This window comes from Paenibacillus sp. FSL H7-0350 (assembly GCF_038593195.1).
Classification (GTDB): Bacteria; Bacillota; Bacilli; order Paenibacillales; family Paenibacillaceae; genus Paenibacillus_AQ.
On record NZ_CP151972.1, the window covers coordinates 274,532 to 287,880 of the forward strand.

The 13,349-nt window shown below is 52.2% G+C and carries 10 protein-coding genes; all 10 read left to right on the forward strand.

Annotated features, from left to right (window positions below):
* Positions 1–141 precede the first annotated feature (141 nt).
* The 10 genes from NYE24_RS01410 (at position 142) to NYE24_RS01455 (ending at position 13,130) form a co-directional block, all read left to right on the forward strand.
* Positions 142–1,503: an extracellular solute-binding protein gene (locus tag NYE24_RS01410; protein WP_036694419.1), complete on the forward strand. Its 1,362-nt coding sequence runs from the start codon at positions 142–144 to the stop codon at positions 1,501–1,503.
* Positions 1,504–1,602: 99 nt separating this feature from the next.
* Entirely contained in the window at positions 1,603–2,553 is a 951-nt protein-coding gene (locus NYE24_RS01415) for a sugar ABC transporter permease (RefSeq protein WP_036694418.1), read from the forward strand.
* Positions 2,550–3,413 carry a carbohydrate ABC transporter permease gene (locus NYE24_RS01420; RefSeq protein WP_036694417.1) on the forward strand — a complete coding sequence of 288 codons (864 nt, stop codon included), beginning with the start codon at positions 2,550–2,552 and terminating at the stop codon, positions 3,411–3,413. The genes NYE24_RS01415 and NYE24_RS01420 overlap by 4 nt, the downstream gene beginning before the upstream one ends.
* 185 nt (positions 3,414–3,598) lie before the next feature.
* Positions 3,599–5,326 carry a sensor histidine kinase gene (locus tag NYE24_RS01425; RefSeq protein ID WP_036694416.1) on the forward strand — a complete coding sequence of 576 codons (1,728 nt, stop codon included), beginning with the start codon at positions 3,599–3,601 and terminating at the stop codon, positions 5,324–5,326.
* Between the two features lie 14 nt (positions 5,327–5,340).
* Entirely contained in the window at positions 5,341–6,708 is a 1,368-nt protein-coding gene (locus tag NYE24_RS01430; protein WP_036694415.1) for an extracellular solute-binding protein, read from the forward strand.
* Between the two features lie 17 nt (positions 6,709–6,725).
* On the forward strand, positions 6,726–8,321 hold the full coding sequence (locus NYE24_RS01435; RefSeq protein ID WP_342477855.1) for a response regulator: 1,596 nt from the start codon (positions 6,726–6,728) through the stop codon (positions 8,319–8,321).
* 508 nt (positions 8,322–8,829) lie between these two features.
* On the forward strand, positions 8,830–10,041 hold the full coding sequence (locus NYE24_RS01440; protein ID WP_342477856.1) for an MFS transporter: 1,212 nt from the start codon (positions 8,830–8,832) through the stop codon (positions 10,039–10,041).
* Between the two features lie 116 nt (positions 10,042–10,157).
* A complete protein-coding gene (locus tag NYE24_RS01445; RefSeq protein ID WP_036694566.1) occupies positions 10,158–11,225 on the forward strand; it encodes a fatty acid desaturase in 1,068 nt (355 codons plus the stop codon).
* 166 nt (positions 11,226–11,391) lie between these two features.
* Positions 11,392–12,531 (forward strand): sensor histidine kinase, encoded by a 1,140-nt coding sequence (locus NYE24_RS01450; RefSeq protein ID WP_036694412.1) that lies wholly within the window; start codon positions 11,392–11,394, stop codon positions 12,529–12,531.
* On the forward strand, positions 12,528–13,130 hold the full coding sequence (locus NYE24_RS01455; protein ID WP_036694411.1) for a response regulator transcription factor: 603 nt from the start codon (positions 12,528–12,530) through the stop codon (positions 13,128–13,130). The genes NYE24_RS01450 and NYE24_RS01455 overlap by 4 nt, the downstream gene beginning before the upstream one ends.
* Positions 13,131–13,349 lie beyond the last annotated feature (219 nt).

The following is a 13,349-nucleotide window of genomic DNA, read 5'->3' on the forward strand; positions in this document are numbered from 1 at the left end:
AATACTGTAATGATAAAAACTCTCCAGTTTTAGAATCGTAAGTATTTCCACCATAAATCAGCAATATGCCTCCTCAAAAAAAACAGTGGCCTACGGTACACTAAATCTTGTAAAAGAAACCTTTGAGAGGGGTATAGAGGAATGAAAAAAACAAAGAGCCTGGCGCTGGCGCTGGTCTCCATCATGCTCATGAGCTCACTTGCAGCATGCGGAGGAAGTAACAACGGCGGGAACAAGGCTGCAGAAGGAAATTCGGGTAACAAGGGATCAAGCACAGCAGCACCGGCAGCTGAAGGAGACAAGGCAGAGTCCGCAGAGAAGGTGGAGCTGTCGTTCTGGACGCTGGGCAATGTGAACTACGAAGAGCTGGCTGCTGCCTACACCAAGGAACACCCTAACGTAACCATTAAAATTCAGAATACCGGTGACCAGACGGCCCACCACAACAATCTGACCACAGCACTCTCGGCGGGTTCAGGCGCTCCTGACATTTTCCAGCTTGAGATCGGTTTCATGGAACGCTTCCTGGGAGCCCAGGACAAATTCTATAACCTGAATGACCTCGGAGCCAAAGACATCCAGGCCAACTATCTCGACTGGAAATGGAAGCAGGCTTCCTCCATCGACGGCAGCTTCCAGCTCGGACTTCCGACAGATATCGGCCCGACAGTAGTCTACTACCGCACTGACCTGGCTGAAGCAGCCGGACTGCCAAGCGATCCTGAAGGATTCGGTGCGGCCATTGATACATGGGACAAATTCGCCACTGTAGCAAAAGCGTTCAAAGACAAGACGGGCAAGTATTTCTCCGACCTGACCGATCTGACGTACAATGCGCTTCGTGACCAGTCGGCGGACGAGATCTATTTCAGCAAAGCAGACGGCAGCTTCATCGGCGATACCAATCCGCAGGTGAAGAAGGCGTATGACTTTACCGTTAAAGGCATTCAAGAAGGCTGGATCAGCAATGTAATGCTCTGGTCGCCTGAATGGGGCCAAGGCATGAACGATGGATCGTTCGCCGTCGTGATGGGCCCGGCCTGGATGGCCGGCAATATCAAGAGCAACGCGCCGGACTCTTCCGGCAAATGGAGAATTGCCCAGCTTCCTGAGGGCGCAGGTAACTGGGGCGGTTCGTTCATCACGCTGCCGAAGGAAGGCAAGCACTCCAAGGAAGCATATGATTTCATCCAGTGGCTCGTGAACAAGGATAACCAGCTGGAATCCTTCAAGACCAAAGGCCTGATGCCTTCTATTCCTGCCCTGTACGAAGATCCTGCGTTCGTAGATTTCAAGGATGACTTCTTCGGCGGACAGCAGACGGCGGTGGAATTCGGCAAAGCGGCTAACCGCGTGAAGCCGGTATACTACGGACCGCTGCATGACCAGACCGATACCTTCTTCAAGAATGCGCTGAAAAACGTGCTGGAGAAGAAAGCCGATCCGGCCAAAGAGTGGGACGATGCTGTGAAGCAGGCGAAAACGCTTGCAGAACGCGGCTAAGCTGTAATTCGCGGGGAACAGGCTTCCCCAAATGTCCGGATTCACGGAGTATTCCCTCTGTGAATCCGGATTTAGATATGAATTCCCTGGAGGTGTGACATGGCAGAGCCCGTAATTACGAGTCCGCATGCCGAGAGCAAACGACCTTTCCTCACTGAACAAAGACGGAGCCGCTTCACTGCGTATACTTTCATTTCACCGTTCTTTATTCTGTTCTCGATATTCGGACTATATCCAATCTTCTTCACATTCTATTTATCGTTCTACAAGTGGGATGCCTTAGGTCCAATGAAATACGTCGGCTTCAAGAACTTCGAGCTGATCACCACGGACCCGACCTTCTGGATCTCCTTCAGTAACACGCTCATTATGGGACTCATGGGTACTGTGCCGCAGGTTATGCTGGCGCTGCTTCTGGCGGTGCTGCTGCATTCGGGGATGACCCGGTTCAAGAAGACCTTCCGCATCCTTTATTTCATGCCGAATATCACTTCGATCGTGGCGGTTACACTGGTATTCAGTACGCTGTTCGGCAATAACGGAATGATCAACTGGCTGCTTAACGGAATCGGGGTAGAGAGCATGGCCTTCAACTCCGGCTGGTGGGGGGTCAAAATTGCCATCTCCACCATGGTCATGTGGCGCTGGACGGGCTACAATGCGATCCTGTTCCTCTCAGGCCTGCAGAGCATTCCGATGGACCTGTACGAATCCGCCAAAATTGACGGGGCCAACCGCAGACAGCAGCTGTTCTTCATTACACTGCCGCTGCTTAAGCCGTTCATTATCTTCGTTTCCCTGCAATCTACTATCGGTGCCCTGCAGCTCTTCACAGAGCCTTATGTCTTCCTCGGCCAATCCGGTACCGGATCTACCCGGCAGGAAGGGATTACGATGGTTACTTACTTGTACAGTGAGGCCTTCCGTAACGGCTTCTTCGGCACGGCGGCGGCTACAGCAGTTCTGCTGTTCCTCGTTACGATACTGTTCTCTGTCCTCAATATGCTGATCTCAAGAGGCGGCAGAGAGACTGGAGGGAAAAAAGCGTGAGTACACTGCGTATGTTCAGAAAAAAACCGGATGATCCCGGCTTCTTCGGCAAGCTGGGCTTCTATCTTCTCCTGATTCTCGGAGCACTGGTCTCCATCTTCCCGTTCTATTGGATGTTTGTGGTCGGGACGAATGACAAGGGAGCCGTGTTCCACGTACCGCCGCTGCTCACCATCGGAGACCAGTTCTTCGAGAACTTCAAGCGGGTACTGGATAAATCGGACTTCTTTCAGGCGCTCGGCAACTCGCTGTTCGTCTCGTCCATGGTGACGGTCTCGGTCGTGTTCTTCTGTACACTGGCCGGGTATGCTTTTGCCAAATATGAATTCCCTGGTAAAAACGTGCTGTTCGTCTTCGTTATCGCCACCCTGATCGTTCCACAGCAGCTTGGCGTATTGCCAACCTATGTCATTATGGCCAAGCTTCACTGGATTGACAGCTTCAAGGCGCTGATTGTTCCGGCTATGGTCAATGCCTTCGGCATCTTCTGGATGCGGCAGTACATCTCCTCGGCCGTGCCTACTGAACTGATTGAAGCCGGGCGTATTGACGGGGGAGGACACTTCCGGATTTTCTGGAGAATTGCCGTTCCGGTCATTACACCGGCGATGGCTACCCTGGGCATTCTGAATTTCATGACGGTATGGAATGACTTCTTCTGGCCGCTGGTGGTCTTGAAGAACAAGGAGCATTTCACGATTCAGATTGCATTGCAGCAGTTGTTCACTACACGTGACGGTCTCGATTACGGGATGATTATGTCCGCTACCTTCACGGCCACACTGCCGCTGCTGGTTGTCTTCCTGCTGTTCAGCCGCTGGGTGATTGCCGGACTGACTTCAGGCGCCATCAAGAGTTAACCGTCTATCTATTCTATAAGTAAGAGGATTTACAGAATGCTGTGAAGAATAATAATCAAGTGGAAACGGCTTTGCCGTCCTTATAGAGGACGGTACCGTTTCAGCGAGAAATAGAAGGATAAGTTAAGGTGTGAAACCTATTATTCTTCTATTTGGACAGAGACCGCAGGAGGAAGGGAACCGTCATGAAGCTCCGCCGCAAAATCTTGTTCGCTATTATTCTTCTCGTATTCATTCCCGTGATTGTCATGGGGATTGTTACGTATGTGAATTATTCGAATGCCATGGAGAAAAAATCAAGCAATTTCTACTGGATCTCCCTGCTGGAGACGGACCGCAAGCTGAAGTTCGCCCTCAGTGAGATTTCATCGATCACCAATTCTGCCATCACACAGCCTGCGATTCAGCAGTCGCTGAAGCAGCAGAATTTCGTCCTCACCTATGACCGCAAGCAGGAAATCAACAACCTGCTGATTAACCATCCGATGATCACCTCATTCAGCCTGTACGGCAAAGACCGGCTGCTGTATCAATACAATGCGCCGATGTCTTTTGCAGATATGCATAAGCAGGTCTGGTTCGGAGCCATGGAGTCTGCCGAAGGGCGTCCTGTTTGGTCCGGTCCCGGAGAGAACGGCTCGGCAAGCGGCGATAAGCCGGTGCTGGTCCATGCCAGAGTGATTAAGGACTATTATTCGCTGGAGGATATCGGCTATCTGGTTGTATATGTGAAGCCGGATCTGCTCGATCAGATTTTCTGGGAGGCTGCCACCCTGAAGAAAGGGGATATTCTGCTGGTCAACAAGCAGGGTAATATCGTCTTTAACAAGTCCGGGGAGCATATCGGAGAACGGACGGATTTTCCTTTTTTGCAGGAGAATTATAACCAGGAGCAGGACTATTACATTGACAATTATCAAGGGGAGCGTTCTCTGATCACTTTCCTGCCTTCACATAACGCGGACTGGTATCTGGCGGCCATTACGCCGATGAACCTGATCTCCTCCGAATCGGTCTCCATCCGCAATATTGCGATTATTCTCGGCATGGTGTCGCTGCTGTCGGCCTTCCTGTTCGACCGTTATTTCATCCGCAGGCTCGTCCGCAGCATTAACAGTGCCGTGAACGGCATGAAGCGGGTCAAGCAGGGGATCTTCACCCCGATTCCGGTACCGCTGCGGGCCAATGATGAGAGCGATTCCCTGATTGACGGCTTCAACCGGATGAGCTCGCAGATCAATGAGCTGATCGATCAGGTCCAGACCGAACAGGGACGCAAAAAGGAAGCGGAGATGCAGGCGCTGATGGCCCAGATCAACCCGCATTTCATCTATAATTCGCTGGAATCGATCAACTCCATGGCGGTGCTGGCAGGCAACCGGGATATCAGCAAAATGGTCATCTCGCTCGGCCGGCTGCTGCGGATCAGCATCAGTCAGAATCAGGAGCTGATCCCGCTGCAGATGGAGTTCGAGCATGTCCGCCATTACCTGGATATCCAGAAGTTCCGGTTCGAGGACAAATTCTCCTATGAGCTGGAGCTGCCCGAGCCGCTGAAATATGTGATGACCCAGAAGCTCATTGTTCAGCCGATTGTGGAGAACGCCTTGTACCATGCCATTGAGCAGATGGAGGAGCACGGAAGGATTACGGTTACCGCTCAGGAGAACGGCAAGGATATTATCATTATTGTGAAGGATAACGGGCCCGGCTTCGATCTTGAGGTGCTGATGAGCCAGTGGGACAAGGAGCGGAGCAATCCCAAGAAATACAGCGACAGCGGGGTTGGACTGAAAAATGTGCATGAGCGCCTGAACATCCGGTTCGGTAATCCCTATGGTATTCTGGTCTGCTCCTCACCGGGCTTCGGATCAGCCATCTGCATCCGGATTCCGAGGATACAGCCGACATGAGGGGGAGAAGCCAAATGAAGGACCAGCGGCATGTGCTTAGATGGTTGACCAACTGGGGATGGATTCTCCTCTATATTGTGCTGATGTCCGGCGCCGTATGGTTCATTATGCAGGAGGACCGGGAGCAAATTGAAGATACCTCGCCCGAGAAGATCACACTAACCTTCCGGCACTTCTGGATCAAGGAGCATGACCGGCCGCTGCTGGCGATCTTCGAGGAGGTTGTGCGCAGCTACCAGGAGAGCCATCCGAATGTGAAGGTGAACTTCGAGGGACTGGATCAGAATATACACCGCGAGCAGAAGCTGAAGAGTGAGATGGTAACCGGTACACCGCCCGATATGTTCGTTCTGTTCGGCGGGGCGGAGATTGAGCCTTATGTGCGTTCAGACCGGCTGATGGATCTGACTGATTTCACTGTAGAGAACGGTCTCAGCAACCAGTTCAAGGATCTGCATCTCTGGACGTTCAATAAGCATATCTACGGACTGCCGATTGAGGGTAATGCGGAACCGCTCTATTACAATAAAAAAATCTTCACCAAGCTAGGCATTAACACTCCGGCTACGTTGGCCGAGCTGGATACGGTGATGGCGAAGCTGAAGGCAGCGGGGTATATCCCGTTTGCGCTGGGGAACGAAGACCGCTGGCCTGCGGGGATATTCGCACATTATCTGATGGACCGCTACGCCGGACCGGACCTGATTCAGAAGCTGGTAACGGGCGAGGATAGGTCGAGCTTCCGCAGCAGCGGCTACCTGGAAGCGTTCCGGCACCTGAACAGATGGGTGGAGGCAGGCTATTTCAGTGAAGACTCTAACGATACCTCTACTGAGGGGGCGGTCCGTCTGTTCACTGAAGGGAGGGCAGCCATGTACCTGAACGGCAACTGGGATATCAATTTATTCTCGGGAGACAATGCACCGGACGATTTCCAGAGCCGGGTTGGAGTCATGCCCTTCCCTGCGCGGGAGGCCGGGTCAGAGCCGTCCATCGCCGGAGGGTATACAATCGGCATCGGGCTGTCTTCAAGCCTCACCGGAGCGAAGCGTACAGCGGCTCTGGAATTGATGAAGGGCTTCTATACGAAAGAGATTCAGACGCGAATTGTCTATGAGGGGCTCCGGATTCCGTCGATGCGGATTGCATTTGACCCGGAGAAGACCGGACCGGTCTTCGCCCAGGTGATGGATTTGATGGAGGAGAATCAGCAGAGCTTCGTCCCGTATGACAATCTGTTATCGCCTGAAGTGAAGAAGACCTTCCTCAGTGTCATTGAAGAGATGATTGACGGAGGGCTGAAGGCGGAGCAGGCCCTGCAGCAGCTGCAGGATGCATCCAAACAGTATTGGAATCTGATCCGGAGTTCTTCGGGTCAATAAGCCTGGGGGTGTAGTAGATGAAGGAACAGCAGGAGAAATATAAGGTACTGCTCGTAGATGATGAGCCAATTATACTGCGTAGCCTGAAGGTTGCGATTCCATGGGATGAGCTGGGCCTGACCATTGTGGGAGAAGCGAAGAACGGCGAGGCCGCCTTGCAGCAGATTCAGCAGACCGCACCGCACATCATTATCAGTGACATCCGCATGCCGGTGATTGACGGGATCACGCTAATGAAGGAGGTGCTGCCGCGCAGCGCCAAGCTGATCTTCATCTTCATTAGCGGCTACGGGGAGTTCGAATATGCCAGGGAAGCTCTGCGGCTGGGGGCCTTTGATTATTTGCTGAAGCCAATCGACCATGACGAGCTGGTGGAGATGCTTAAGCGGGCCAGGGAGCGCCTGGACCGCCAGAAGGAGAACGAGCAGCTGATGCTCTCGGTGCAGACCCTGTCGCTGCTGGCCCGCGAGCGTATGCTGGCCGAATTCACGCTGGGCAACCCGCGCCCGCTTCAGCATCTCAAATGGCTGGAGAACAGCGAGCTGGAAGGCGAATACTTCATGGCCGTGGTCCGTCTGGACGACTACGCCGCGCTGACGGCGAAATGGAGCCCTGAAGAGAAGCATCTGTGGCTGTTTGCCGTGCGCAATATCCTGGAGGAGTGGTCGCTCGAGAACGGGGCATTGTCCATCTTCCCGTTCTATAACGGGGAATGGATTCTGCTCTTCCCGGCTAGCCTAAATAACAGCAAGCGGGCACTCGGGGAGCAGCTCATTGCCGGGATCAAGCGCTACTCCAAGCTGAACTGCTCTGTCGGCATCAGCAGAAGCACCAGCGGGATTGATCAGCTTAGCACGGTCTACCCGTTAGCCTCCCAGGCGCTGTACCAGCGCTTCTATTCCGGCCAGGCCGGAGTCTTCCTGGAAGAGGAGGCAGTGGCGGCTGGCAACCGTGAGGTGCAGTATCCGAAGGAGCTGGAGCTGTCCTTAATTGAGTGCATCCGCACGTTGAACCTGGAGCGGATGCTTACTCTTTTTGACGAGATGTCCCTCTTCATTGAAGCCCAGAGTCTGCCCCAGCCGCTGGCGGAGCGTCTGATGATTGAGATGAGTGTGGTGCTGTACCGGCAGTTCGCACATCTGAATACCCATAATGACTGGTCCATCGAAGGGCTGCTCAGCAAGCTGAACGGACTCGGCACTCTGCCTGCCATGATGGATGTTCTGAAGACCACCTTCGGCGACTGGCTGGAGCAGAGTCATAAGACCGCAGCCCGGGAGGACGGCCGGAGCATCATTGAGAAGGTCCAGCGGTACATTGAATCCAACTACCATAAGGATCTCAGCATCGAGGAGGTATCCGAGGTGGCCGATCTCAGCATCAGCCATTTCTGCACCCTGTTCAAGCAAATCTCCGGCTACACATTCCTCGAATTCGTTACCCACTGCCGGATGGAGAACGCCAAGTACATCCTGCGCAGCAGCAATGTGAAGGTCTATCAGGTCGCGCCGCTGGTCGGCTATCAGGACCCGAGATACTTCACTCAGGTATTCAAAAAAGCGACCGGCAAGACCCCCACAGAGTACCGCGAGGAGCATGTGAAGCAGGCTTAGCCAGGGGGGACCAACATCTACATAGATACAAGATACGCGTAAGCGCCTAAGGAGACTTAGGTGCTTCTTGTCGTTTGCTGAAAGGGATAAATCCTGTTGAATGCGCCGGAAGCGGGCGATACGGGGAAATGAAAGGGATAAATCCCTTTGGATACGCCGGAAGTGGGCGATACGGGGAAATGAAATGGTTTGTCCCAAACGCTCTTGTCCCCAGATTTTATTTGTTCTCTTTAGCGGTGAAAAGCCGGGCACAAAGGCAGCCTCTTTCGCTTTTACGCGGGTCGTTCCGTCCGCTCCGCTGTTTAAGCAGGATACGAAACAACACCCAAGCACAAGTAGAATGCCCTATAAATTCTATTTCGAAAATAGAAAGCAGTAATTCGGTAAAAAATAGACAGTTAGAATAACATCTATAAATAACTAGACAAATATAATTAAAGTCTATATATTAGTAAAGATATTAGATACATATCTATTTAGTCTATTTTGAATAATGGAGGATGTTAACGTGTTAAGTAACAAGTATGTACGGACTATTATGCTGTCGAATGTACTATTGCAGCTCGGGGTGTGGGTGCGGAATTTTGCGATTCTGCTGTATGTGACGGAGATTACGCAGAATGATCCTTATTATGTCTCGCTCATTTCGGTAGCTGAATACGGCCCGCTCTTTCTGTTCGCGATCATCGGAGGAACCTTCGCAGACCGCTGGCGGCCCAAAAGGACCATGATTGTTAGCGATCTGTTGTCCGCTTGCTCAATCTTTGTTGTGCTGCTGGTGGTCATGTCAGGCTCATGGCGGGCCCTGTTGTTCGCAACGCTGGTGTCGGCTATCCTGTCCCAGTTCTCACAGCCCTCGGCGATGAAGCTGCTCAAGCAGCATGTGCCTGAAGAGAAGTTGCAAAGTGTAATGGCTATGTTTCAGTCGCTTACGGCGTTCTTCATGGTCATTGGTCCGGTTATCGGCACCTTCATCTATAGTCATTACGGCATTGAGGCCTCACTTGCTGTGATGGGCGGGATGTTCATCGGCTCGGCGCTCATTCTGGTCAAGCTGCCCGCTGACCGGATGGAGGAGACCGGACAGGCCCGCAGCGGGTTCCTGGCGGAGATGCTATCCGGACTGAATTATGTGCGTGCAAGCCGGGTGCTGAAGAACCTTGGAGTAACCTTTGCCTTCGCCGGGCTTGCCGCCGGACTGGTTCAGCCGCTGGGCGTCTTCATCATTATGGAGAATCTGGGCAGAGACAAAGGCTTCCTGCAGTGGGTAATGATGGCGAATGGAGCGGCGATGCTGCTGGGCGGAATGTTTATTATGAGTAAAGGCAAAACTATGAAGCCGCAGACAATGTTATCCCTAGGCCTGCTGATCAGTGCGGCCGCAACGGTAGGAGTAGGCTGGTCGCATCATACAGCGCTGACGCTGGCGCTCCAGACGGTTAGCGGCTTCTTTTACCCTTGTATTCATATCGGTATCAATACTCTGTTGCTCCGTCATACGGACACTGCTTATATGGGCAGGGTGGGCGGCATTATGGGGCCGATGTTCATGGGCTTCATGGTGATCGGAATGTCTGTAGCCGGCTATGCAAAAGGTATGCTCTCCTTATCCACAGTCTTCACCGGGAGCGGTGTACTGTTCTTGATTGCGGTGATGATTATGCTGCCGCTGCTCAGAACGAAGGAGGCGGGCAGAGAAGCACTTCAGAGCCGAGTATGACATTTGTCATATGTCAGAGTTGATATTTATGACTTACGGGGATGACACTTCTTTCTTTATACTGTAAATATAAGAAGTATCCTTGAATGGATGCATCCGAGGAGGAACCGATCCCGATGACCAACAACCAGATACCCCAGCTCTCTACATTGAAGAAAAGCGTAGCCCCTTACGAGAAAACAGACCGCAACACGAGCATAAAACAGCTCATTAATACGCTTGGGCCGCTGGTGCTGCTCTGGACTGCCGCCTACTTCAGCTTATCCGTGTCCTACTGGCTGACGCTGCTGTTCGCTATTCCGGCTGCAGGCTTTGTCATCCGCACCTTTATTATTTTTCATGACTGCTGCCATGGGTCGTTCTTCAAGAACCGTAAGGCCAATGATATTCTTGGCACCATCACAGGCGTGCTTACCTTGGTCCCTTACCGTCAGTGGAAGCACAGTCATTCGATTCATCATGCCGGGAGCAGCAATCTCGACAAAAGAGGCATCGGGGATATCTGGATCATGACAGTGGATGAATATGTGGCTGCCAAGCCGCTCACGCGGCTCTATTATCGTATCTACCGTAACCCGCTGGTAATGTTCGTCATCGGACCGATTGCTGTTTTCCTTATCCAGTACCGGTTCAATGCCAAAGGCGCAAGACGCAAGGAACGGATGAATACGTATCTGACCAATGTGTCCATAGTCGGTTTGTACGCCGGGATTATTATGCTCATAGGCTGGCAGGCGTTCCTGCTGGTGCAGCTGCCAATCGTATTCGTATCCGGCTTCCTCGGCATCTGGCTCTTCTATGTACAGCACCAGTTTGAACATACCTATTTCGAGCATGATGAAGAGTGGAGCTATGTGAACGCCGCTGTAGAAGGAAGCTCTTACTATAAGCTGCCGAAGGTACTGCAATGGATTACCGGCAATATCGGATTTCACCATGTGCATCACTTGAGCCCGAAGGTGCCGAATTACAATCTGGAATTGGCCCACAATGCCAGCCCGCCCTTGCAAAAGGCAACCACCATTACACTCAGCACCAGTCTTGAAGCGCTGAAATACCGCCTTTGGGATGAGGAGCATAAGGTATTCCTCAGCTTCAAGCAGTTGAAGCAGCGGCTGCGCCAGAACGAGCCTGCCGTCACAGATGTCCTTAAGGTAATCAAGCCGGGATTCCAGAGCGAATAGAAGCGATAACATGATAACATGCAGAAAGACAGATCCGGGGAGCAGGATGCCGGGTCTGGTCTTTCTTTTTAGAATATACACAGGTTACTGTGAAGGAAGTTGCCGGTCGTAGGCTGGTTTATGTTAAAATGGGGGTATAAACTTGCTGGCAAAAAGGATGGCTAACATGCAGAAGTGGCATCATATTTTTCATAAAAGCACGGGACTGAGCCCTTATGTATGGGTTGTTTTTTACATTCTCCCATTTTATTTCATCTTCCGTTCCTCCACGGCGGACCGCTGGGTGTATGGCATCCTGATGATTATGGTCTTCTTCGGCTGCTACGTGCTGTCGTTTAAGTCGAGGGGTTGGGTGGTCTATTTCTGGACCAGTGTGCAGATGGTGGTCTCGATTACGATGACGCTGCTGTTCGGGTATATGTACTTTGCGTTATTTCTGGCTTTTTTTATCGGGAATATTCAGAAAAGAGCAGCCTTCTTCACCCTATATCCGATCCATCTGCTGACGACTATTGTAGCGATTAACTATGAGCTGATTATGCGCAATCCTGTATTCCTCTCGCAGCTTCCCTTCGTGCTGGTCAGTATCATTGCGGTGGTACTGCTTCCGGTCACAACGTATAACCGCAACAGGCAGGATAAGCTGCAGGGGCAGCTGGAGGATGCCAACAAACGGATCTCTGAGCTGGGCATTATGGAGGAGCGTCAGCGGATCTCCCGTGATTTACATGATACGCTGGGGCAGCGACTGTCGCTGATTGGACTGAAGAGTGACCTCGCGGGCAAGCTGATTACCAAGAATCCGGCGCAGGCTATCATCGAAATTAACGATGTCCGTATGACGGCCCGCAGTGCGCTGAAGGAAGTCCGCGAGATGATTACGCAGATGCGGGGCATCCGGCTGGAGGATGAACTGGTGCGGGTCCGCCAGCTCCTTCAGGCTGCCGGGATTGATTATGAGCTGGAAGGTAACACCGATTTAACCCAGACCTCGCTGATTACCGAGAACGTGCTGAGCATGTGTATGAAGGAGGCGGTAACGAATGTGGTCAAGCATAGCGGGGCCTCACTCTGCCGGATTCAGATTGAATCCTCGCGGACCGATCTGCTCATCAAGGTGAAGGACAATGGCGGAGGAATTGAGGGGACCAAGCTATATCATAAAGGGCATGGCCTGCAGGGTATGAGGGAGAGGCTGGAGTTCGTCAACGGTTCGATGGAAGTGATCCAGGATGAAGGAACTACACTGGTGATTAAGGTGCCGAATGCGTCGCAGCAGCCGGACATGGAGGTGAATGCGCAATGATATCAATCGTGATAGCCGAAGACCAGCGGATGCTGCTGGGAGCACTATCGGCTCTGCTGGACCTGGAGGAAGATATGCGGGTGGTCGGTAAGGCGGGCAACGGGGAAGAAGCCGTGAAGCTGGTGAAGCAACTGCATCCGGATATCTGTATTATGGACATTGAAATGCCCGCCATGACGGGTCTGGAAGCGGCAGAAGCGCTGAAGGGGGAAAGCTGCAAAATCATGATTTTGACCACCTTTGCCCGGGCAGGGTATTTCGAGCGTGCGGTCAAGGCCGGAGTCGACGCCTATCTGCTTAAGGACAGTCCGAGCGAAGAGCTGGCGCTGTCGATCCGCAGTGTCATGGACGGCAAGCGCATGTACGCGCCAGAGCTGATGGATGAGGCTTACAGCAAGGAAGCAAATCCGCTGACCGAGCGGGAGAAGGAAGTGCTGGGGCTCATCGCAGACGGCAAGAATACGAAAGAGATCGCCAGCCAGCTCTATATCACCACCGGAACGGTCCGCAACTATATCTCGGTCATTCTGGACAAGCTGGATGTAGGCAACCGGATCGAGGCGATTACACGCTTTAAGGAGAAAGGCTGGTTCAAATAAAATATCCCTGCGGGGAAGCAGGAACGGCGGCTGTCTTATGAGGGCTGGCCGTTTTTTTGTTCAAATATAAGAATTTATATGTTGCACACAATAAATTATCCTTCTATTTCTCGCTGAAACGGTACCGTCCTTTAAAAGGACGGCAATGCTGTTTCCACTTGGAATATAGAGTGTACATATATCGCTTAGAACAGAGCTTGACTAGAAGTGAATCTAGGA

Excerpts from the sequence above, each read along its gene's own strand:
- NYE24_RS01425 (WP_036694416.1), top strand. The coding sequence starts at position 3,599 with ATGAAGCTCCGCCGCAAAATCTTGTTCGCTATTATTCTTCTCGTATTC.
- NYE24_RS01410 (WP_036694419.1), top strand. The coding sequence starts at position 142 with ATGAAAAAAACAAAGAGCCTGGCGCTGGCGCTGGTCTCCATCATGCTC.
- NYE24_RS01435 (WP_342477855.1), top strand. The coding sequence starts at position 6,726 with ATGAAGGAACAGCAGGAGAAATATAAGGTACTGCTCGTAGATGATGAG.
- NYE24_RS01415 (WP_036694418.1), top strand. The coding sequence starts at position 1,603 with ATGGCAGAGCCCGTAATTACGAGTCCGCATGCCGAGAGCAAACGACCT.
- NYE24_RS01430 (WP_036694415.1), top strand. The coding sequence starts at position 5,341 with ATGAAGGACCAGCGGCATGTGCTTAGATGGTTGACCAACTGGGGATGG.
- NYE24_RS01445 (WP_036694566.1), top strand. The coding sequence starts at position 10,158 with ATGACCAACAACCAGATACCCCAGCTCTCTACATTGAAGAAAAGCGTA.
- NYE24_RS01450 (WP_036694412.1), top strand. The coding sequence starts at position 11,392 with ATGCAGAAGTGGCATCATATTTTTCATAAAAGCACGGGACTGAGCCCT.
- NYE24_RS01455 (WP_036694411.1), top strand. The coding sequence starts at position 12,528 with ATGATATCAATCGTGATAGCCGAAGACCAGCGGATGCTGCTGGGAGCA.